Genomic DNA, 22,383 nt, shown 5'->3' on the forward strand with positions numbered 1-22,383 from the left:
GAGAAGTGTTCCATAGAAAAAAGCATTGGCCCACCCAAAAGGGGCCAATGCTTGTCTTGCTGAATATTATAGCTCTTTCCCATTTGTAGCAATGAGGTTTTGGTACCAGTAGAAAGACTTCTTCTTCGTGCGCTCAAGAGTACCGCTTCCGTCATCGTGCTTGTCGACATAGATAAAGCCGTAGCGCTTGGACATTTCACCAGTGGAAGCACTCACTAGATCGATGCAGCCCCAAGGAGTGTAGCCCATCAGTTCAACGCCGTCCTCGATCGCTTCACCCATCGCTTCAATATGCTCGCGCAAGTATTTGATGCGGTAGTCATCATTGATGCTTCCGTCTTCTTCTACTTTATCGTACGCGCCAAGCCCGTTTTCTACGATGAATAACGGTACCCGGTAGCGGTCGTATAATTGGTTTAATGCAATCTGTAAACCGGTAGGGTCAATTTCCCAGCCCCAGTCACTTGCACTTAAGAATGGATTTTTTACACCTGCCATGATGTTTCCTGCTGATTGCTCTTCTGCGGTTTTTTCTTTCTTTTCCGTACGTGACATGTAGTAGCTGAGAGAAATAAAGTCAACCGGGTGGTGTTTAATGATCTCTAAGTCGTTTTCCTGCATGTCGATATGGATGTCATTTTCTTTGAAATAGCGTTTGGTAAATGCAGGGTATTCACCACGCACCTGAACATCTCCGCAAATGTAGTTGAAGATTTGCTCTTCCTTCATTGCATGCAGCACATTTGCTGGATTGCTGTCGTATGCGTAAACCGGAGCGTACAGCAACATGCAGCCGATTTGGGCATCAGGACTGATTTCGTGGCAAGCTTTAACTGCTAAGCTGCTCGCTACAAATTGGTGGTGCAGCCCTTGGAAGCTTTCCTGCAAACGAACTTCTTCAGTAGCAGGAGAAAAGCCAAGACCGAAAATTGGCATGTGTGTTGCGCCGTTGATTTCATTGAAGGTCAACCAGTATTTCACTTTATTTTTGTACCGGTTGAATAAAGTTGTGGCATAGCGCTCGAAGAAAGCGATGACTTCACGGCTTCTCCAACCACCATACTCTTTGATCAAGTATAAAGGCATCTCATAATGGGAAATCGTTACAAGGGGTTCCATCCCATGCTTCAAGCACTCATCGAATACACGGTCATAGAATGCAAGGCCTTCTTCGTTCGGCTCAAGCTCGTCGCCGTTCGGGAAAATGCGTGACCAAGCAATTGACAGACGGAAGGTCTTGAAACCCATCTCCGCAAATAGGGCAATGTCTTCAGCGTAACGGTGGTAAAAATCAATGGCATCATGGTTTGGATACGTATACGTTTCCTTGTCAATTTCAAAATCGAATCCAGGTGAAGTGATTAGTTTGAAACGAATTTTTCCACCCGGCATAACGTCTGCGAGGTTCATTCCTTTACCGCCTTCAAGATGCGCACCTTCTAATTGATTGGCAGCTGTCGCGCCGCCCCATAAAAAGTTTTCGGGAAATTGATATGTCTTTGTCATTTAAAAAACCTCCATTTATGTATGATGATTGCGTTTTCATGCGGGTAATAAAAAAACCTAAATCACGTAGGGAGACATACTCGTCCCGTAATCTACGTGATTTAGGTTTTGCCTGCATAATCAGTAACAATCCTAGAATATTTAATTGAATTAACTTTAACATTGCTTTTTTGATTAGGCAAATAATTTACAGAAAACTTTTCCGTTGTCTTTTCTGGTTTATGAAGAAACTTTCAAGATACTGAAAAGAGTGGAATACAAACAATAGCTTAAATTTAAAACTGTCTGGATAACTAAGAGAGAAGAGAAAGTTAGGAGTGTTCCCTTTTGATAGATCCTCTTCATTGCTTTGATCTTTATAAAGAAGAACTTATTCCAAACGAATAAATCAGCAGGTGCAGTAAACTTCAAAGTAAGGTTTTGCATAGATTTTTCGGATCCGAGTAAGCACCCCGACTCCATTGACAGGGAGTTGTGATTCCAGAAGTTTTGAAAACCAACTGAAACTCTTGAAGTTTTCGTAAAATTAAAAAATTTTAATGAAAGCGTTGACATCTAATTTCAGTGCTGATATATTTAACCCATCAACTACATATCAATCCCTTTAGGGTTGTTACTGGTGAAGCAGGCAAAACCTAAATCATAGAACGGTACAGAGATCTGTCTCTGACGTTGTATGATTTAGGTTTTTTTGTTTCTAAAATTAAATTGGTTGAATATCATGGGGGTGGAAAAGATGAAGTATGAGAAGTTGGCAAAAGAGATTATCGAGAATGTTGGAGGCCGCGAAAATATTAATAGTGTGGTGCATTGCATTACCCGGCTTCGCTTTAAACTGAAAGACGAAAGCAAGGCGAATAAAGAAGTATTAAAGAACATGGATGGTGTTGTAACAGTCATGCAAAGTGGCGGCCAGTATCAGGTGGTGATCGGCAATCATGTGCAAGACGTATACAAAGCAGTAGTTGAAGTAGGTGGCTTTGGAGCTAACGATGCGCCTGCAGAAGATTCAAGCGATACAAGTCTATTCAACCGATTTATCGACGTGATTTCCAGTATTTTCTCGCCTATTCTTGGCGTCCTTGCTGCAACCGGGATGATCAAAGGATTAAATGCATTGTTTGTAGCACTTGGATGGCTCGACACAACATCAGGTACATATCAGATCTTAAATGCAATCGGCGATTCACTCTTTTACTTTTTCCCTATTTTCCTTGGCTACACAGCAATTAAAAAATTCGGCGGCAGTCCTTTTATCGGAATGGCCATCGGAGCAGCACTTGTATATCCGACACTAACCAGTGTAACAGCAGGTGAACCGCTTTATACGCTGTTCAGCGGCACTCTTTTTGAATCACCTGTTTATATCACCTTTTTAGGGATTCCGGTAATCTTAATGAGTTATGCATCATCCGTTATTCCAATTATTCTTGCTTCATTTTTTGCAGCCAAAGTAGAAAAAGGATTTAGAAAAATCACACCGGATGTTGTAAAAACATTCATCGTTCCGTTTGCCACGTTGCTTGTCGTAGTGCCGATTACTTTCCTGTTGATTGGGCCAATTGCTACTTGGGCAGGCCAACTGCTTGGTCAATCGACACTCTTCATCTTTAATCTAAGTCCAATCATTGCTGGCTTGTTTATCGGAGGGTTGTGGCAAGTCTTTGTCATCTTTGGTCTGCATTGGGGACTTGTCCCAATTGCGATCAACAACTTGTCGGTTTATGGAGCAGATCCTGTCCTTGCGATGTCATTTGCAGCTTCATTTGCGCAAATTGGTGCTGTTCTTGCAGTTTGGATAAGAATCAAGGATCAAAAACTGAAATCACTTAGCATTCCGGCGTTCATCTCGGGTATTTTCGGTGTTACAGAACCGGCGATTTACGGAATTACGCTCCCATTGAAAAAGCCATTCATCATAAGTTGTATTGGTGGTGCTGTTGGCGGTGCCATTCTCGCGTTTGGGAATTCAGCGTTTTACATGATTGGCGGCCTTGGAATCTTTGGAATTCCGACGTTTATTCCCCCTACAGGAGGACTAGGTTTTAGTTTTTGGGCGGTGATGGCAGCAATTGCGGTTGCTTTTGTTCTAAGTTTTGTGCTTACTTACTTGTTCGGTATGCCGAAAGCAAGCACAACAACCGATCCTTCATCAGAAAAAGTAGCAGTTCAAAAAGAAGAAGCATTGCTTGTAGGAAATCAAATTGTAGCAAGCCCTATGCAGGGACTTGTTAAACCGCTTTCGGAAATCGGGGATGCTGCATTTTCATCAGGTGCTTTAGGCCAAGGGGTAGCAATCGAGCCGACAGAAGGAAAGTTGTTTGCACCGGTTTCCGGCACTGTCACCGCATTGTTTCCAACAAAACATGCAATCGGCATTACAGCAAACAGCGGTGCGGAAATATTGATCCATATTGGCATGAATACAGTTCAGCTTAACGGTCAGCATTTCACTGCTCTTGTAAAACAAGGTGCCCAGGTAGAAAAAGGGCAGCTGCTGATTGAATTTGATATTGAAGCAATTAAGAAAGCTGGATTTGAAGTGACAACGCCTGTAGTCATCACAGATACTGGAAAATATGCTCAGGTCAACACAACAACAGACAAACAAATCAAGTGGGGCGAACCGCTCATTTCATTGGACATTTAATATCATAAAAATAAGTAGGAAGAAAAACGGAATTTCGTTTTTCTTCCATACATAAAAAAGGAGATAAACTCATGACATCTACTACATTTCCAAAAGGGTTTTTATGGGGCGGCGCGACAGCTGCCAATCAATTAGAAGGCGCATATAATGAAGGCGGAAAAGGGCTGTCGATTTTCGATATGGTATCGTTTGTACCGAAAGAAGAGCGCGGCAACGAAATTGAAATGGATGTAAAAAGCGAAGAAGAATTGAACGCACTGCTAGCGGAAGACGGGAAAACCAATTTCCCGAAGCGCCGTGGTATTGATTTCTATAACAGATACAAAGAAGATATTGCGCTTTTTGCAGAAATGGGATTTAAAACATATCGTCTGTCGATATCTTGGCCGCGTATTTTTCCAAATGGCGACGAGCAAACGCCAAATGAAGAAGGATTGGCCTTCTACGATCGAGTGTTTGATGAATTACAGAAACACGGCATTGAACCGTTAGTGACATTGTCCCATTATGAGATGCCTCTTCACTTGGTGCAGAAATACAATGGTTGGACTGATCGTCGCCTGGTTGACTTTTTCGTTCATTATGCAGAAACGGTCTTCAACCGCTACAAGGACAAAGTAAAGTATTGGCTGACATTCAATGAAATCAATATCTCTGTATTCTCACCATATATCGGCAGCGGAATTTTGGTTGACCGAGTTGAAAACAAAGAACAAGCTGTATATCAAGCGCTGCATCATCAATTTGTGGCAAGTGCAAGAGCGGTAAAGGCATGTCATGAGATTATACCTGGTTCACAGATCGGCTGTATGCTGGCCCGCATGGAATCTTATCCGGAAACATGCAGCCCGGACGACGTGTTGGCAGCATTGGACGAAGATCAGAAAAACTTATTTTTTACAGATGTTCAAGTACGCGGCTATTACCCGAGCTTCATGAACCGATATTTCAAAGAAAATAATGTTCAGATTGAAATGCTTCCAGGTGATAAAGAAATCTTGCTTCAGCACACTGTCGACTTTTTGTCATTCAGTTATTACATGACAATGGTTGCAAGCGGGCATCCTGATAAAGCAAAAGAGAAAGGAAACTTTTCTTTTGGTATCAAAAATCCGTATTTAGAAGCTTCGGATTGGGGATGGCAGATTGATCCGAAAGGCTTGCGCATAACGTTAAACAAAATGTATGACCGCTATCAAGTGCCGTTGTTCATAGTTGAAAACGGCTTAGGGGCATATGATGTAGTGGAAGAAGATGGCTCGATCAACGATGATTACCGCATCGATTATCTACAAGCTCATATTGAACAAATGGCAGAAGCAATTGAGGACGGCGTTGATCTTATGGGTTATACAAGCTGGGGATGCATCGATTTAATTTCAGCAGGTACATCAGAAATGTCGAAACGTTACGGGTTTATCTACGTTGATCAAGACGATTACGGCAACGGCACGCTGGAAAGAAAGAAGAAAAAGTCATTTGACTGGTACAAAAATGTAATCGCTACTAATGGCGAAGAATTGCATCAGAAAAGCTTAGATGAAGTGAAGTAATGAAAAAGTGCCTTACTCAATAGAGTAGGGCACTTTAAACTGGTTGTGAAAAAGTTTCCAGGTAAGGGCAGAAATAAACGAATGCTTTATACTGAATGATAGTACTATGTTTGAATTTAGGATAAGAGGGGGAGAATAATGAAACTGATTGCGATTGATTTAGATGGCACGTTGCTGTCACCCAAAATGGAAATTACGAAAGAAAATCTTGCAGCAATACGGGAAGCACAGAACCAGGGAAATATAGTGATGATCTGCTCCGGTCGCGCTCCGGAAGATATTCAACAAATCCTTGAAAAATATGATTTGTCGATTCCGTTGGCCGGAAGCAACGGATCCGTTGTGCAAGCCGAAGGCCGCGTCTTGCAAAGTGTATCTATGAACAGAGAAGATATCATCAAGACTGCAGAGAAGCTAGACGAGGATAAGTTTCCATATCGAATTTACACGAATTACGGGATTTATATACCTGCAGACTGGTCAGAACGAGTAGAACGTGCGATGAAACAGAAACAGATCAAGGTCGAGGGACTTTCAGAAGAAATTTATCAAAAGATTACGGAACAACCTCAAAAATCTAGTCTCATTAACTTTTTCGATCATTACAGCGAGTTATTTAACAGAGAAGAGTTAACCATTCAAAAATTCTTTGTACTGACTTTAAACGACGACAGTAAAACAGCATTAGCCAGCTATCTGGAGGATATCTCTACTATCGGCATTACTTCCTCGAGCCCTTTGAATATCGAAGTGATGGATCAGCACGGTAATAAAGGAAGCGCCCTGAAAAAAGTAGCTGAGCACTACGACATTCCTTTACACGATACCGTGGCTATTGGAGATAACTTTAATGACATTCCGATGCTTGAAGTGGCAGGGCTCTCAGTTGCCATGGGAAATGCAGAGCTTCAAGTGAAAGAGATTTGTGATGTTGTTACCCAGTCAAACGCTGAAGATGGTGTGGCGTATGCCATAAATAATTATGTGTTGACTACTATACAAGCCAAACAGTAAAGCCGGCAGGGATAAACGGTTAAAGCAAAAAAAGATGCCGAATACGGGCATCTTTTCTTTTTTCGGTATATAAGCGTCTTTTATGAAAGACTTGTACGTACTGTGTGATCTATCTTTTTACAACGCGTTCAATGTGAATCGTTAAGTAAAGCATTTCTTCATTGGTCAATTCATGGCCGTATTCTTTCTTAATGTATTCCTTGATCCTGTTTGTGCATTTTGCCGCGTCTGGATGCTTTTGTTTGACCATAGTATACAAATCGTCATCTGTACCTTCATAATGCGTACCTTTAAAAATGCGTTGTGCGAAAAATTTTAAATGGGTGATAAAGCGCATATAATTCAAGGAATCTTCTTCAAACTCTACTTTGAAATGATATTTGACGATGGTAATGATTTGGTGAATGAACTTGGTGATATCCAGCGTAGTCGACACATCTTCATTCATCTCTGCATTAATTAAATGGATCGCGATAAACCCGGCTTCGTCTTCGGACAACGACACATTGAATTTTTCGTTTATATGTTCTACTGCTTTAACGCCAACTAGAAATTCTTCCTTATAAAGCTGTTTAACTTCCCATAACAAAGCATTTTTTATTTCGATGCCATCCCGAAACCGCTCCATCGCAAAATTAATGTGATCTGTTAACGAAACATAGATATTTTCATTTAACTTCTTGCCCAGTTTATTTTTGGCATATGTAATGATTTCTTCAACCGCCACCATATGATCAACAGGCACTTCCCGAAGAAGCATTTTAAAATTATCGGACGTTTCTTTGTTTTTTAACGCAAATACTTTTTGGATTTTTTCTTGATCAACTTCTTGGCCAGGCTTTTTTTGAAAAGCCAGTCCAGTTCCCATTATAACCAGTTCCGAACCATCTGACTGCAGCACACTAATCACATTATTATTAATAACCTTGGCAATTTTCATGGCTTCTCCTCAGTTCTTTTGCTATCAAATATAAATAACCTAAGCCATACTAAAAACGGGAAAAATCACAGCGATTTTAACCTTTTAGCGACTTAGGTTTTGCCTGCACAACCAGTAACAATCCTAATTGCAATCTATTAATTTAGCTCAGTATATCGTTGACTTGCAGTCTTGTCAACGCTTTCAAAATTGCATTTTTGAAACTGAAAAATAAAATCCTTAGAAGTTCAGCGTCTGCAATTCTTATCAAATAGAATACCGAGAGTGGAACATGAATTCTCTCTATAGTGAAGTTTGATTGTCAGCAAAAAAGAGATGGGAAAACCTTTTTTGCTGTCTTCGATTAGTTTGTCAGATTATATTTCAGAGGCGTTAGTAAGGGATTAATTTATTGCGTTTGCTTCTTTCATCTGCTATTATCGTTTCAAAGCTAACGATTTTTAAAGTGCAAAGGCAGCCGATATTTGACTCTTTAATGAAAAAATAAAAAGGCAGGTGCAATGATGAGCAAAATTATTTTTATGGATATTGATGGGACGCTGGTTAATGACAAGGGTGTCATCCCTGAATCAGCCAAACAGGGCATTCAAAGAGCCAGAAGAAATGGCCATCTTGTTTTTATTTGTACGGGGCGGTCTAAAGCTGAATTGTTTCCAGAAATACTAGAAGTGGGATTTGACGGCATCATTGGCGCAGCTGGCGGCTATATCGAAGTGGAGGAAAAAGTCCTGTTACATGAACAGGTAAAGAAAGCGGATATTAAGCATCTTGTGGATTTTTTCAATCAGCATGAAGTCGATTTTTATTTGGAGTCGAACGGAGGATTGTTTGCTAGCGAAAATTGTAAAAAGCATATCCGTGCCATTATAGAAAAAATGATGGTTGAAAACCCCGAAGCTAAAGAAGAAATTGAAAAAGGATTGCAGCCTTTTCATGATCTATTAATAGAGGGGCAAGAATTAGTAAGGGATGATATTAACAAAATTTCTTTTTTAGGATCAGATGTACCTTACGAAGTTATAAAACAAGAATTTCAATCGAAATTTTTGGTTATTCCCAGCACGGTCCCAGCATTCGGTGAAAACAGCGGCGAATTATCGGTTATCGGTATTCATAAAGCAACGGCTATAAAGAAATTGATAGAGCACTTGGATTTAGAAAAACAAAATACATATGCTTACGGCGACGGAATAAACGATATCGAAATGCTTCAATTTGTTCAATACGGAATCGCCATGGGGAATGCAAAAGAAGCAGTAAAGAAAGCAGCCGATGATATTACGGATTCACATGATGAAGATGGCATTTACAATAGCTTTAAAAAATATGAATTGATTTAACTAATTGCTTAAGAGAAAAGAGCTGTTCCAATAGGTGCCTTTTTTCTTGCGTCTAAAAAAAATCTACTGACAATCTGTAAGTGATTTGATGCAACGAGTAAGATAAAATAGACAGTAGCATAGGGTGTAGGAGGTGAAAATATGACTGAAATTCAGTGGATAAGCAAGCAAGAAGAAGCTGAATTACCTGCATTTAAAAGTCATGAAGAAGCCCGAGATTATTTTGAAGAAAAGTATGGAGAAAAATTCGTGTTCGAAGAGTCTTCAACTGCAAGTGACGGATGGTGTTTCTTCTATCGACTAATCACAGATGAAGAGGCTTATATAAAAGGAGTTTCAGAGTTGAATGCCACTGGAAATATCGGGATCGAATTTATGAATAGCTATCAGCCAATTCAGATCATGGAGGACGGCAGCATACGTATCGTTCATTAAAAAAAGGGAGTCGAAGCTCCTAAAGAGCAAAATCATGGGGACAGCTGGATATGGCTGCCTCTATTAGCAGAGGGAAGTTTCAAAAGTGGCTTTTTCCGTTGCACTCCTTAATATGAAGGGACCTTTTCTAAACAATATAAAAAGCCTGCATCTTCCAAGAGATGCAGGCTTTTATCATATCATCGAATATAAGGAGTTGGGTTAACGGCATTTGAGCGCGCGCCATTCCAAGGTCCTACATGGATTTCAAAGTGAAGATGTGTTCCTGTTGAACGGCCTGTATTCCCCATTCCAGCAACTTGCTGGCCTTGTGAAACTGATTGGCCTACAGAAACGTTAATTGAGTTTAAGTGGGCATAGACAGTAGCGTGTGTCTGACCATTAATGGAATGTGTAAGAATAACCACATTTCCGTATCCGCCCATGTTGCCAGCGAAGGAAACCATTCCACTCGCTGCGGCAATGATCGGTGTGCCGGTTGAGTTTGCAATATCCATTCCAAGATGTGATTCAGCGCCGTCTCCGATGTCACGCCCACCGAATCCAGAAGTGAAGCGTCCAGCCGCAGGTACGATGAAGGTTGAACTGCCAGCGTTTGAAGAAACGGAAGCTTGTGTAACCGTTGCTGCCGGTGCTGAAGCAGCTGAAGCTTTCGATGCTGCAGCTTGACGTTGAGCTTCTGCTTTACGTGCTGCAGCTTCTTTGGCTAAGCGCGCTTCTTCAGCTTTTCTAGCGATTTCGGCCAGACGTGCTTGCTCTGCGCCAATTTTCTTCTCAAGGTCTGCATTAATGTTCATTGTTTCCGCATGTTCAGCTTGTAGAGAGGATTTCTCTTTCGCTAGGCGTTCCTGTTCTGCTTTTAAATCTTTTACAAGTTGTGCCTGTTCTTTCTTCTGTGCATCAAGTGAGTTTTTCAAGCTGACCAATTCTGCTTTTGCAGCTTCCTGTTCAGCCAACTTCGTTTCCACTTCAGCTTTTTGTTCAGCCAGCAGTTTTTTGTCAGCTGCTTGCTCACGCATAATTTCACGATCTGCTTCAATTAGGATGTTGACTGCTGAAAAGCGGTCAATAAAATCGACAAAGCTGTTAGCTCCAAGAAGAACATCTATATAATCGACTGAGCCGCCGCTTAACTGAATCGCACGTGCCCGCTCTTTCAAAAGTTCTTCACGTTCAGCAATTTTTCTTTCCAATTCTTCAATAGATTTTCTTAATTCGTCGATTTCGATTTTAGTTTGATCGATTTCGGCTTGAACTACGTCAATTTTGGTTTGGGTTTCGATGATTTGATTGTCCAACTCGCGGATTTTTGCGATGATTTTTTCGAGTGTGGTTTGGTTTTGAGAGATTTCATTTGTTTTCTGTTGAATCCCGGAGTTCAATTCGCTTTGCTTCTGTTGAACCTCCTGTTTTTGTTTCTCTAAATCGCTTAATTTGTCTGCATTTGCTGTAGGCAGAAACATTGTTAAAGCCAATACAGCTGACAAAGCGATCATCAGAAATTTTGATAATGTAGTCAAACTCTTGCTCCCCTTCCTTTTTTCCGTATTCATCTATAAGTTATTCTGAAAAATTTTTATATAATCGGTTGATTTTTTCCGAGCAATTTGATTGCTCCAGGAAAAATCCAGCAGACCCATTGTACCATCGCATAAACCTATTTATTATTACAGTTTCTTATCAATTTGAATTCGAACATGACAAAGTATCAGAAAACTCTCTTGAATTCATTGTTTATTTGTATTAATATGATGTTTTAGTGGAATACCATTTTCTTCTAGTAATTTTTTTGTTAATTAACTGATTCATATTAATACTCATGAAGTTTACAATTATGGTGAGGAAAAAAGGGCAAAAAAATGCCTTTTCCAAAAATCGTATTGGAAAAGGCTATCAGTTATTCATCTGCTAATACATCAGCCTGTTCTCTGCGGACGACCAATACGTCGCATTTGGCTGTGCGGACAATTCGCTCTGAGACGCTGCCCATTATGAATCGTTCTGCAGCATTCAATCCAGTAGCGCCGCAAACAATGACATCGATCTTCAGTTTAGGTGCCAATTCTTTGGGGATGGCAATCTTTGGAACGCCATATTCAATGATGACATTCACTTTCTCTACACCAGCAGCCAATGCTTCTTCTTTATACTTGGCTAATAATTCTTCGGATGTTTTTTTGGTGCGATCAGCAATTGTGCGATCATAAGCTTCGATGGAACCAAATGAACGGTTATCGATAATATGAGCCAAGTGCAAAGTGGCCTTATTGCGTTTGGCTGCGGCTGCGCCTTTCTTAAAGGCCAATTCAGCTTCTTTGGAACCGTCAACGGCTACTAAAATATTGGTATACTTTAAAGTCATCCAGCATTCCTCCTCGTCTCTATACTAAGGAACTTCGCTATCGGGACATGGAGTTCCTTCTTATCTGTTGTATTCTTTTGATGAGTCTGCAATGATTCTCATCTATATCGTGATTATGACGATGTTTCTGTCACCTCAGGCTGTTGAGCCGAAGGATGTGGTCGATTTCCCGATGGCCGAAAGCGATATAAGCCATACGCCGAAATGGCTGGAAAACTGGTGGGTTTGGATTGGACTCGCCATCGCTCTTATTTTAATTGCCTATGCGATTCCGTTAAGCCATATGATTCACCATGCACCACCAGGCTCAGAAGGATTCAAAACTTGGCAGGAGTTGAAGCGCAATGTTCACAATGGTCATCTCATTAATGGTTGTCTTTATCGCATTCACAGCGATGTTGGTTGAAATCTCTTCAACAGAAGAATGAACTAAAGGCAGGATTACCGGTTTTTCAATGTGATCTGGAAAAAGTAGCTAATATCTCATGAAAGAGCTCTTTGCGAAGAGCTCTTATCTATGCGTATTGGATTTATGGTCGTTTGGGCGAATTTGTGGTCGTTCAAAAAGATTTACGGTCGTTCAGCCCGATTTGCAGTCGTTCAAACGGATTTACAGTCGTTCGGCTGTAATTCTCACAAAAAACTCTTCTGCTGGAAGGTGGATTAAGCGAGTAAGCTTTAAAAAAAGTCAGCTTGTCGGCCGTTTCAAAGATGCCTGCGTTGCTATGAAGCTTTCTGGCAAGGGATAGCAATTGTATTGTTTTAACATGTTCTATATATTGAAGGAAAAGAACAGGAAGTTGAGGATTCTTTTATGACAATTATTGAATGGCTTTTTACGGCAGTGAGCTTATTTTGGGTTAGTGAATTCCTGATTTTCAGAAATCGCGGTATCGGTCAAGGCGACCCATTAGAAAAACGCACGTTCTTTTATATTTTATCTGCTTTGATCGGCACAATACTTGCAGCGGCTGTTTTGCAGGAGCTGAGAGGGATCGCGAGCATAGCTTTAATCAGTCAACTGGTAGGAGTCATTTTGTTGGCGCTCGGCGTATTTTTGCGGTTTTGGGGAATTGTTCACTTAAAGTCGCAATTCACACGTTACGTCACAGTTCGTGAAGGAGATGAAATTGTCAGCACCGGTCCTTACCGGAATCTGCGGCACCCGCTTTATACCGGTTTGCTGCTGATTACACTCGGTATGGCCTTTTTCTTCGGCAGCGCCATCGCGGCAGTCCTTGGCGGCGGCGCAATGATTTGGGCATTGCTGCAGCGCATCAATTACGAGGAGCGGCTGCTGATCGAGAAGTTCGGTCCGGATTACCAGGACTGGATGAAGCATCGGGCACGTCTGATTCCTTTCATTTATTAATCGTTGTCATCCGCATAGCTAGTAAAGAGGCATGCGTTACTAAAAGCTTTTATTCACCGCCATGGCGAATAAAAGCTTTTTATATTTTATTAACTTGAGCACATCCTTTTACATCGTACACGATATAATTTAATATAGATCGTGTAAGATATAAATGGATGGAGGAACTTAACAAATGAAAACACTATTTGAAACGACTATGATCAATACAGGCGGAAGAGACGGGGCAGTTTATTCACCGGATAACATTTTCTATTTGGATGTAGCAAAACCACAGGCTCTTGGAGGCTCAGCAACAACGGCAACGAATCCGGAACAGTTATTTGCAGCTGGCTATAGCGCCTGCTTCAATAGCGCATTGGAATTGGTGCTGGAAGCTGGTAAAGTGGAAATAGAGAAAAGCGAAGTAACGGCGACTGTCGCATTGATCGGAGACAAGGACAATGGCGGCGTTAAGCTGGCAGTAAAGCTTGTTGTAGATATTACTGGCATCGATGAAGATAAAAAACATGAATATGTAGAAAAAGCGCATCAGTATTGCCCATATTCAAAAGCCATCAAAGGATCTGTGGATGTGGAAATAAGCGTTCTATAATACTTAGTATAGGTGAGATGTAAATGGAGAAACCCACGAAACTCGAGCAGCAATTATGTTTTGAAGTCTATAAAGCTTCCAGCAATTTTTCGAAGATGTATGCCAAAGCATTGGAGCCGTTTAATCTAACTTTCCCGCAGTACCTGGTAATGTTGGTCCTATGGGAAGAGGACCAGTTGCTGACAAAAAACATCGGAGAACGGCTGGGGCTTGGCACCGGAACTTTGAATCCTATCATCAATCGCATGATCGAGCAGGGGCGCCTGATCAAACAGCAGTCTGAAACAGATAAACGTGCCTTTACAATCTCATTGACGGAAAAAGCGAAGAGTGAACAGGCGGACGTCGAACAGGCTGTTTTTAATAAACTCGTCAGCTGCAATTTTATGGGCGTAAATGCCATCACATTGATGAAAAACCTGAAAGAACTGAACGCCTCTTTCAAAGCCATGGATCTGTAACAGAAGATGCTTTGAGTCGCCACTTAAGGAGTGATGCCGGATGAATATTTATGATATCACCGTACCGAAGCCGAACGGAGAAGAATACCAATTAAGCGAATACAAAGGCAAAGTAATGCTAATTGTCAATACGGCCACGAAATGCGGACTGCGGGACCAATTCGACAGCCTGGAAAAAATGTATGAAGAGTATAAGGATCAGGGATTAGTGGTTCTGGGATTCCCATCCAATCAATTCGGGCAGGAAAAAGACAGCGGAGAAGAGGCACAGGAAGCATGCCGGATGGCTTATGGCGTCACTTTCCCGATGCATGACCTGATCAAAGTCAACGGCAAGAATGCGCATCCGCTTTTTAATTATTTGACCGATAACACAAAAGGATTTTTGTCGAGCGGCATCAAATGGAACTTCACAAAATTCCTTATTGACCAAAATGGCAACATTGTTTCACGGTTTTCACCGAAAGACAAACCCGAATCATTCGAAAAAGACATTCAAAAAGTGCTTGCTCAGTAAAGGGCGGCATGTAGAGCAAAGCCGTTTCATCACGGACTTGCTCTTTTTTTTACGCGAAAAATGACACTGTGTCATTTTTCGTTTGACATGTGACACTGTGTCATGTTATTCTTTATTTATCAAATATGACACAGTGTCATTCGAGTGTGGAAGAACGGCAGCCCAATGAATTAAGATGGAAAATCGAAGGAGACAATAAAATGGATGCTAGCTTAACCAAGGATTTAAGACAAATGAAAGGTTTCAAAAAAGAAATGATGCGATTTATGATGGGTTACAAATTCGCATTGGATGAAATCAATACAAAAATTACAATTTTGCAGCAGGAGTTTCAATATATTCATGACTACAACCCAATTGAAAATGTCAGTTCACGGGTGAAATCTCCTGAAAGCATCATGAAAAAAGCTGCTAAAAAAGAGATCGACCTTTCCTTATCAGCCATTAAAGCCGACATTAAAGATATTGCAGGAATCCGAATCACCTGTTCATTTGAAACGGATATTTATCAAATAAGCGACATGCTGCAAAACCAGGATGATTTAAAGGTGATTGAGGTAAAGGATTATATCAAAAATCCGAAATCAAACGGCTACCGCAGCCTGCATTTATTGCTGGTGGTGCCCATCTTCATGTCGGACCGTGTAGAGGAAATCTGTGTGGAGGTACAGATCAGAACCATTGCGATGGATTTCTGGGCAAGCCTCGAACATAAAATCTACTACAAATACAATAAAGAAGTGCCGCCAGATATTATAAGAGAATTGAAAGAAGCAGCGGATTCAGCTACTCAGCTGGATCGTAAAATGGAAAAGATCCAGTTGCGAATGAACAAGCTGAAGGATCAGGTGGGTGCGGATGAGGACTTTTCGGAAATATTAATTGATAAAGAGCGTTTCCGCTTGCCGAATACCTTCATATTAAACGGACCGGATGGCACCGGCCGTTAGAAAGGAGAGAGGAAATTGCCGAAACTGACTTTCTATAACCTATCTAAAGAAAAACAGCTCCATTTAATTGAAGCAGCTAAGGAAGAATTTTCAAACGCTTCTTTGTCGGACGCTTCCATTGCCAACATCGTTAAGGCAGCCGGAATCTCCCGGGGAAGCTTCTACCAGTATTTCGAAGGAAAAGAAGACCTGTACTTTCATTTGCTGAACAGCTATACGGCAGAACGCAAAGAATTCTTTAGAAAAACGCTTCAAAAAACAGATGGAGACCTGTTCCAAGCTATCAGGAACTTTTATATCTCTACAGTAAACGAAGAAGAATTACTCGATTTTAAACGGAATGTCCTTTTAAATATGACCGAGCAGGTGGAAACCAAATTCATCAAAATTGTCAGTGAAGAAGAATCCGAAGAGGCATTCAAGACTATCAGCAAGCTCATCGACGTGACTAAGCTGAATGTTTCAGGGAACAAAGAGCTGTACCACCTGTTGAAAATCCTCATGTCGGTGACCATCAGGAATTGGATTGAGCATTTCGCCAAAAATTTGACGATCAAAGAGTCCATTGCTAATTATGAACTTGAATTGAGGTTGTTGAAAAAAGGCCTTTCCCATCCGTAATGAGAACATTTCTGTTTCACTCTAAGCCTTGATGTGATAAGCTGTACATCATCGCAGCAGTAATGGAGTGATTAGAATGAGCAAAGCAAAAGCGAAAGCAAAAAGCGGTACAGGTCAAGGAACCGGCAAAAAAGGTTGGACCCGTTGGAAAGCTGGGGCCAATAAAGCCAAGAGCTTCAAGCCTTACACCAGCAAAACAAACAAAAAAACCGACGAGCCAAAAACAGAAAAAGAAATTGCCTCTCAATGGATTGATGCATAGATAAAGAACTAGAGTTGTCCGAAGGGGCAGCTTTTTTTAACGCTTTTTTAGCGGAAGTCTTTGAAGAATTCAAAACCCTTTACTCTACGAGTAAAGGGTTTTTTGCGGGCTCATATAGTTGATCTTCAAGGGGCGTTTCGATTGTTGCACTATCTTTTACGGGTGGGTTTGCCAGTAACGCCGCTACGATGCCGAAAATCGGGAAAATCATTAAAACCCATAAGATTTCCAGGTAGCCGCCGAAGACATCAAAAGCAATCCCGAGCGGCAATGGGCCAAGGGCCGATCCAGTGACGACCATGGCCATGGAAATGCCGCTGATGCTGCCGATATGCTTCCGGCCGAAATAATTTGGCCAGACGACTGCCATGACGATCCGTTCGATGCCCATGCTGATGCCCCAAACGACACCAAAAACAACAGCTGCTGCCAAGAAATCAGCTTTCTGCAAAAGGAATAAAGACAAAAGCTCTCCTGTAAAAACGAGTGTCAGCATATACTGTACTTTTACCTTTTCCAGAAGAATACCTGTGATGAAAGTGACCGGTAAGCCAATCAATGCCGTTAAACTTAAAATGCCGGCTGCAGTTTCAAGCGATAAGGATTTCTCGGCGAATATGGAGACCAGATGGAAGGTTAATCCCGTATTGACGATTCCAGGAATCGCGGCACACAGCAGCAATAGCCAGAAGGCTCTGGTTTTTGAAGCTTCGTTCACCGACCAGTTGACTTCTTCGAGTTCCTTTTTTACAGGTTCCTTCTTCAGCGCGTTGCCGTTGTCCGGCAATAAACCCATTTCTTCAGGAGAATTTTGAATGAGGAAAAGCGCAAGCGGAGTAAAACAGACAATGATGATGATTCCCAAAATGAGCCATGAACTGCGCCAGCCGAATGCTTCAATCAGCCAGACATTCAGCAGCGGGAAAGCTGCGGAACTGACCAGTCCGCCAATTGCGGCAATGCTGATGGCACGGCCTCTTTTTTTGACGAACCATTGCGGAATGAGGGAACTTGAAATAAGCGCCATGGATCCTTGTCCAAGCAGGCGGATAAAAAAGAAGCCGATGAACAGCATGACCAGACTTGTGACAAAACTATTGAAGAAGCAGGCGACAGCCAGGGCAATGGAAACAGCAACTGCCATTTTACGTGAACCGTTGCGGTCAATAAGGCGTCCAACAAAGAACAGCAAAAAGCCTGCTGTCAATGTTGCTGCTGAATAGATGCCGGAAACCGTCGAGCGGCTCCAACCGAATTCTTCTATATAATAGTCGATAAAAATCGAATTGGAATAAGTTTGTCCGGGGCCTGAGAAAAATTGAGATAAGGCAGCGATCGCGATAATGACCCAGCCGTAGTGAAAAGCATTTCCTGTTAATTGTTTCATCTTGCATCTCCAATTGCTATAACTTAAGGTTATTGTATTTCCAAATCCAGTATCTAAAAATAGTCTAAAATAACAATTTCCTATCATATCACAAATTTTCTACTACAATACTTTTGAAATATAACTGTAAATAAAAGAATGATTCAGATATTTTCGGAATCAGTTGAACCATGAAAGTTTTTCTGGAAAAGTGTAAGATAGAAGAACCGGCAGTTTCTGAGCCAGAAGGAGTGAAAGAAAATGCCCAATGTATCTACCCAGCCCTTAAGCATTTCTGAAAAAGAAGAGCTGTATCAGCAGATTGTGGAATATTCCGACGAAACAACCGTTATTCATTCAAATCAGAAAGTCCTATACATAAATCAGCCAGGTGCGGATTTTTTCAAAACGAGTAAAACGGCGCTGATCGGCGCCAATGTAGTAGACGTTTTTACTGAGGATTATCAGGAGTTAATCATTGAACGTATCCGTAAAGGGATGGAAGACCGAACAATCGCGGGGCTTATGGAGACGACTGTTAAGCGTGCTGATGGCAGCGTTGCGGATGTTGAATTGTACTGTTATCCAGTTCAATACGGAAAAACAGCAGCCATCCAATCAATCATCCGTGATGTAACTGCGCAGAATCAAACAATGCGCGACTTGCAGCAGTTGGAAAATGAAATTTCAACTCCTGTTGTTCCTATCATTGATGGCCTGGCCATATTGCCGTTGGTCGGCTCGGTAGACGGGAACCGAACAACTCAGCTGCTCGATATCATCCCGCAAAAAATCGAGGGGCAGAATTTGGATTGCCTCATCATTGACGTATCGGGAATCTACAATATCGATCATGTAGTAGCTGAATTCCTTTATAAAATCGATCACATTATGCGCTTATTGGGCATTAAGCTGATTTTTACAGGTATTCGTCCGGAGTTAGCGTTAAAAGCGATCGAAGCTCGTGTAGATTTCAGTCAACTGAAGACAATGGGAACGGTCAAGCAAGCATTAAAGCAATATTTGACCGCTAATTAAAACGCTCACGTTACGAGAGCTGCCTATTAAACAACTAGTGAGCTTGATTTTTTTCTGAATCAGAGCGAGCTCACTAAAAAGATCAAGAAGAAAGTTTGGATTGTGTCTATGAGACTAATATAACGCAACCATGGCTCAGCATAAGGTCTTATGCCGAATCGCAAATGTAAAATAAATAGTTTATTTTATAGAGTTAAAATTCCTTGTGAAATTCACGAAAATGTTTTATAGTTTATAAATACAATATTTAGTGATTTTTTCGCTTTATTAACGCTATATCAACTATATATAGTGGAACCGATAATGAGGGTGCCGATAAGGCATAATAGGGAATCCGGTTAAATTCCGGAGCTGTTCCCGCAACTGTAAGTGCTGACGAGCTATCATGATCCACTGTCCAATGGATGGGAAGGAGATAGCAGAGGGTGACGCACAAGCCAGTAGACCTGCCTTCGTTATAGTTTATGATCTTCTCCGGGAGTTGAGAGGGATAACGAAGGTATTATGCTTGAGGCAGTTGTTTTTTACTGTGCTCATCTGGTATTCTGCGTTTTCAGACCCATCCTCCTTGAGAGGATGGGTTTTTCTTTTTTATCAGAGCGGAGGATTGAATACATATGACGCAACCATTAGCCGCAGGCGTGGCGAGGACGATTCAAACAAGGCTGGTGCTGCCGCCGGACACCAATCACATGGGCACCATATTCGGTGGAACCGTATTGGCATATATTGATGAGATTGCGGCCATTACAGCCATGAGGCATAGTGGCAAAGCAGTCGTGACGGCTTCAATTGATACTGTCAACTTCTTATCTTCTGCTAAAGTGGGAGACATCCTCATTTTGGAGGGAGTCGTCATTTCTACAGGAAGAACATCAATGGAAGTGTACGTCAAAGCCGAATGCCAGCACATTGAAACCGGCGATAAAAGTTTAACGACTACGGCTATCCTGACGATGGTGGCTGTCGACAGCGAAGGCAAGCCGACGCCAGTAACCGGAGTGATTCCGGAAACGCCAGCTGAAGAGAAATTATTTAAAAGTGCACAAGAGCGGAAACAGCGCCGCATGAAAGTAAACGAATACGCAAAGGAGTTGGGCTGATATGAATACGAAAATTGAGGCAACAGAAATGAATGCAGTTGAAAGAGCGCTGCAACGGGCGACAGAGGTATACGGACTGGATACACGGGAACTGCTTGAACGAGCAGCGAATTTGGCTGAACAGGCAAAAGGAGAGCAGTCATTGCTGTATGCTTTGAACCGCATTACCATGGATGAACCGGCTTGGACCTACGTGGCGGCGGAATTATATGCCGGCGACTTGTACAAAAAAGCTGCAGAAAGCCGCAACTTTTCCGCTTCAGAGAAGTACGGCGACTTTTACAGCCTTATCGAAGAGCTTTCACAGATCGGCATTTATTCCGGAGAGCTTCTTACCGCTTATTCGAAAGAAGAAATCGCTGAACTAGGCAAAGAAATCGATCCGGAGCGGGATTTGCTGTTCAATTACATAGGCCTTTTCCTGCTGGCCGACCGCTATTTGGCGAAAGACTATGAAGGGCGTTTGTTCGAACTTCCACAGGAACGTTTTTTAGTCATCGCTATGACTTTAATGCAAAATGAATCGAAAGAGCAGCGGCTGGAATTGGTCAAAGAAGCTTACTGGGCAATGAGCAATCTTTATATGACCGTGGCGACACCAACTTTATCAAATGCCGGAAAGAGCTTCGGTCAATTGTCCTCGTGCTTTATCGATACAGTCGACGATTCATTGGACGGCATTTACTTGAACAACTGGGATATCGCGCGCCTTAGCAAAGATGGCGGCGGAATCGGGATTTATTATGGAAAAGTACGTGCTTTGGGGTCAGATATCAAAAAATTCAAGGGCAATTCATCAGGAGTTGTGCCGTGGATTCGTCTGGTCAACGATACAGCAGTCAGTGTCGATCAGCTTGGACAGCGACAAGGCGCAGTAGCGATTTACCTGGATGTATTCCATAAGGACATCATGAACGGATTCCTGGACTTGAAAACCAATAATGGCGACGAACGCCGCAAAGCGCATGATATTTTCACAGGCGTGTCGATTCCGGATTTGTTTATGGAACGGTTGAAGGAAAAAGATGAGAACGGCCGCAGCATCGGGGAGTGGCATACGTTCTGTCCGCATCAAATCAAGCAAGTGATGGGCTGGAAAGACGAAAACGGCAATGCGTTGGGTCTGGAAGACTTCTACGATGAAGCCGATGAAAAATACTTCAGCGACAAATACCAGGAAGCTGTGGATCATCCGCTATTGCCGCGCAAAACTTACCGTGCAATGGAAATCATGGCACGCATCATGGTATCCCAGCTGGAAACCGGCACACCTTATATGTTCTACCGGGACGAAGTCAACCGCCAGAACCCGAACAAGCACACAAGAGGCAGAGGGCTGACATCGATCTACTGCAGTAATTTGTGTACGGAAATCATGCAGAACATGTCTGCAACAACGATTATGAAAGAATACACCGACGAAGACGGCAACCTTGTAATGATCCGCAAGCCGGGAGATTTTGTTGTCTGCAACCTGTCGTCCATCAATTTGCCGAGAGCGGTCAAAGCAGAGGTGCTGGAGCGGCTGATTCCGATCCAGATGCGCATGCTTGATAATGTCATTGACTTGAATACGATTTCTGTGGGACAGGCCGATGCAACAAATAAAAAATACAGAGCAGTTGGGTTAGGAACTTTTGGCTGGCACCATCTATTGGCTCTTGAAGGAATCCATTGGGAAACTGAAAAAGCCGTCGAGTTTGCAGATGAGCTTTACGAGGAAATCGCTTATCAGACGATTCGCGCCTCTATGCAGCTAGCCGAAGAAAAAGGGTCTTTCAGCAAATTTTCAGGATCTGAATGGCAGACAGGCGAATATTTTGAGCGCCGGAACTACAAAGGTGAACGCTGGAACCAATTGCAGCAGGAAGTTGCAGCAACGGGTGTCCGCAATGGCTGGATGATGGCGGTCGCACCGAACTCGTCGACTGCAAAAATTGGCGGGTCAACGGACGGCATCGATCCTCTATATGCAGTAGAGTATGCGGAAGAGAAAAAGAACTTCAAATTCAAAGTGACAGCGCCTGACCTGGACCACAACACCTATGACTACTACCGCCGGGCACGCCACGTGCTGGATCAGAAATGGAGCATCCGCCAGAATGCAGCACGTCAGCGGCATATCGATCAGGCCATCAGCTTTAATCTGTACGTACCGCATACCATCAAAGCGAAAGAATTGCTGGAGCTTCATCTGGAAGCATGGCAGCAACACCTGAAAACGACTTATTATGTCCGCAGCACATCGCAGGCTGAAATTGAAGAATGCGAAGCATGCCAAAGCTAAAGGAGAATTTC

At 42.2% G+C, this 22,383-nt stretch carries 20 protein-coding genes, 1 pseudogene and 1 riboswitch; of the genes and pseudogenes, 16 read left to right on the plus strand and 5 right to left on the minus strand.

Annotation, left to right across the window (positions count from 1 at the left end; all coding sequences use genetic code 11):
• Nucleotides 1–66: 66 nt before the first annotated feature.
• Complete coding sequence (locus tag FQV26_RS00850) at nucleotides 67–1,506, minus strand: glycoside hydrolase family 1 protein (RefSeq protein ID WP_146555491.1); 1,440 nt, start codon at nucleotides 1,504–1,506, stop codon at nucleotides 67–69.
• A 736-nt stretch (nucleotides 1,507–2,242) separates the two neighbouring features.
• Here FQV26_RS00850 and FQV26_RS00855 point away from each other — a divergent pair.
• The 3 genes from FQV26_RS00855 (at nucleotide 2,243) to FQV26_RS00865 (ending at nucleotide 6,723) form a co-directional block, all read left to right on the plus strand.
• The gene (locus FQV26_RS00855; RefSeq protein ID WP_146555492.1) at nucleotides 2,243–4,156 is read left to right on the plus strand and encodes a beta-glucoside-specific PTS transporter subunit IIABC; all 1,914 of its coding nucleotides are present in this window, start codon (nucleotides 2,243–2,245) and stop codon (nucleotides 4,154–4,156) included.
• 71 nt (nucleotides 4,157–4,227) lie between these two features.
• The gene (locus tag FQV26_RS00860) at nucleotides 4,228–5,709 is read left to right on the plus strand and encodes a glycoside hydrolase family 1 protein (RefSeq protein ID WP_146555493.1); all 1,482 of its coding nucleotides are present in this window, start codon (nucleotides 4,228–4,230) and stop codon (nucleotides 5,707–5,709) included.
• Nucleotides 5,710–5,847: 138 nt separating this feature from the next.
• Complete coding sequence (locus FQV26_RS00865; protein WP_146555494.1) at nucleotides 5,848–6,723, plus strand: Cof-type HAD-IIB family hydrolase; 876 nt, start codon at nucleotides 5,848–5,850, stop codon at nucleotides 6,721–6,723.
• 109 nt (nucleotides 6,724–6,832) lie between these two features.
• Here the strand turns inward: FQV26_RS00865 and licT are convergent, their stop codons facing one another.
• Nucleotides 6,833–7,663, minus strand: coding sequence for a BglG family transcription antiterminator LicT (licT, locus tag FQV26_RS00870; RefSeq protein ID WP_146555495.1), 831 nt, complete (start codon nucleotides 7,661–7,663; stop codon nucleotides 6,833–6,835).
• Nucleotides 7,664–8,163: 500 nt separating this feature from the next.
• On the opposite strand from licT, the gene FQV26_RS00875 reads away from it, so the two are divergent.
• Both FQV26_RS00875 and FQV26_RS00880 read left to right on the plus strand, forming a co-directional pair.
• Nucleotides 8,164–9,003 carry a Cof-type HAD-IIB family hydrolase gene (locus FQV26_RS00875; RefSeq protein ID WP_146555496.1) on the plus strand — a complete coding sequence of 280 codons (840 nt, stop codon included), beginning with the start codon at nucleotides 8,164–8,166 and terminating at the stop codon, nucleotides 9,001–9,003.
• 141 nt (nucleotides 9,004–9,144) lie between these two features.
• A complete protein-coding gene (locus tag FQV26_RS00880; RefSeq protein WP_146555497.1) occupies nucleotides 9,145–9,438 on the plus strand; it encodes a hypothetical protein in 294 nt (97 codons plus the stop codon).
• A 179-nt stretch (nucleotides 9,439–9,617) separates the two neighbouring features.
• Here the strand turns inward: FQV26_RS00880 and FQV26_RS00885 are convergent, their stop codons facing one another.
• Both FQV26_RS00885 and FQV26_RS00890 read right to left on the minus strand, forming a co-directional pair.
• Entirely contained in the window at nucleotides 9,618–10,958 is a 1,341-nt protein-coding gene (locus tag FQV26_RS00885) for a murein hydrolase activator EnvC family protein (protein ID WP_146555498.1), read from the minus strand.
• 377 nt (nucleotides 10,959–11,335) lie between these two features.
• Nucleotides 11,336–11,800, minus strand: coding sequence for a universal stress protein (locus FQV26_RS00890; protein ID WP_146555499.1), 465 nt, complete (start codon nucleotides 11,798–11,800; stop codon nucleotides 11,336–11,338).
• Nucleotides 11,801–11,867: 67 nt separating this feature from the next.
• Between FQV26_RS00890 and FQV26_RS00895 the strand changes: the two genes are divergently transcribed.
• The 8 genes and pseudogenes from FQV26_RS00895 to FQV26_RS00930 all read left to right on the plus strand — a co-directional run.
• Complete coding sequence (locus FQV26_RS00895) at nucleotides 11,868–12,206, plus strand: hypothetical protein (RefSeq protein WP_261384234.1); 339 nt, start codon at nucleotides 11,868–11,870, stop codon at nucleotides 12,204–12,206.
• 408 nt (nucleotides 12,207–12,614) lie between these two features.
• Nucleotides 12,615–13,172, plus strand: coding sequence for a methyltransferase family protein (locus FQV26_RS00900; RefSeq protein WP_146555500.1), 558 nt, complete (start codon nucleotides 12,615–12,617; stop codon nucleotides 13,170–13,172).
• A gap of 175 nt (nucleotides 13,173–13,347) precedes the next feature.
• Entirely contained in the window at nucleotides 13,348–13,767 is a 420-nt protein-coding gene (locus FQV26_RS00905) for an organic hydroperoxide resistance protein (RefSeq protein ID WP_146555501.1), read from the plus strand.
• A gap of 23 nt (nucleotides 13,768–13,790) precedes the next feature.
• Complete coding sequence (locus FQV26_RS00910; protein WP_146555502.1) at nucleotides 13,791–14,228, plus strand: MarR family winged helix-turn-helix transcriptional regulator; 438 nt, start codon at nucleotides 13,791–13,793, stop codon at nucleotides 14,226–14,228.
• Nucleotides 14,229–14,268: 40 nt separating this feature from the next.
• The gene (locus tag FQV26_RS00915; protein WP_146555503.1) at nucleotides 14,269–14,745 is read left to right on the plus strand and encodes a glutathione peroxidase; all 477 of its coding nucleotides are present in this window, start codon (nucleotides 14,269–14,271) and stop codon (nucleotides 14,743–14,745) included.
• A 200-nt stretch (nucleotides 14,746–14,945) separates the two neighbouring features.
• Nucleotides 14,946–15,695: a GTP pyrophosphokinase gene (locus FQV26_RS00920; RefSeq protein ID WP_146555504.1), complete on the plus strand. Its 750-nt coding sequence runs from the start codon at nucleotides 14,946–14,948 to the stop codon at nucleotides 15,693–15,695.
• A gap of 15 nt (nucleotides 15,696–15,710) precedes the next feature.
• On the plus strand, nucleotides 15,711–16,316 hold the full coding sequence (locus FQV26_RS00925) for a TetR/AcrR family transcriptional regulator (RefSeq protein WP_146555505.1): 606 nt from the start codon (nucleotides 15,711–15,713) through the stop codon (nucleotides 16,314–16,316).
• A 76-nt stretch (nucleotides 16,317–16,392) separates the two neighbouring features.
• Nucleotides 16,393–16,524 (plus strand): annotated as a pseudogene (locus FQV26_RS00930) (DUF3934 family protein); the annotation flags it as partial.
• 133 nt (nucleotides 16,525–16,657) lie between these two features.
• Here FQV26_RS00930 and FQV26_RS00935 read toward each other — a convergent pair.
• Nucleotides 16,658–17,965, minus strand: coding sequence for an MFS transporter (locus FQV26_RS00935; protein WP_146555507.1), 1,308 nt, complete (start codon nucleotides 17,963–17,965; stop codon nucleotides 16,658–16,660).
• 240 nt (nucleotides 17,966–18,205) lie between these two features.
• On the opposite strand from FQV26_RS00935, the gene FQV26_RS00940 reads away from it, so the two are divergent.
• The 3 genes from FQV26_RS00940 (at nucleotide 18,206) to FQV26_RS00950 (ending at nucleotide 22,372) form a co-directional block, all read left to right on the plus strand.
• The gene (locus FQV26_RS00940) at nucleotides 18,206–18,982 is read left to right on the plus strand and encodes a PAS domain S-box protein (protein WP_146555508.1); all 777 of its coding nucleotides are present in this window, start codon (nucleotides 18,206–18,208) and stop codon (nucleotides 18,980–18,982) included.
• Nucleotides 18,983–19,272: 290 nt separating this feature from the next.
• Nucleotides 19,273–19,450: riboswitch (cobalamin riboswitch) on the plus strand.
• 149 nt (nucleotides 19,451–19,599) lie between these two features.
• Nucleotides 19,600–20,085, plus strand: coding sequence for an acyl-CoA thioesterase (locus FQV26_RS00945; RefSeq protein WP_146555509.1), 486 nt, complete (start codon nucleotides 19,600–19,602; stop codon nucleotides 20,083–20,085).
• A gap of 1 nt (nucleotide 20,086) precedes the next feature.
• Nucleotides 20,087–22,372, plus strand: a complete 2,286-nt coding sequence (locus FQV26_RS00950) for a ribonucleoside-diphosphate reductase subunit alpha (RefSeq protein WP_146555510.1) — start codon at nucleotides 20,087–20,089, stop codon at nucleotides 22,370–22,372.
• Nucleotides 22,373–22,383: the final 11 nt, after the last annotated feature.

This window comes from Planococcus sp. CPCC 101016 (assembly GCF_007859295.1).
Lineage (GTDB): Bacteria > Bacillota > Bacilli > Bacillales_A > Planococcaceae > Planococcus.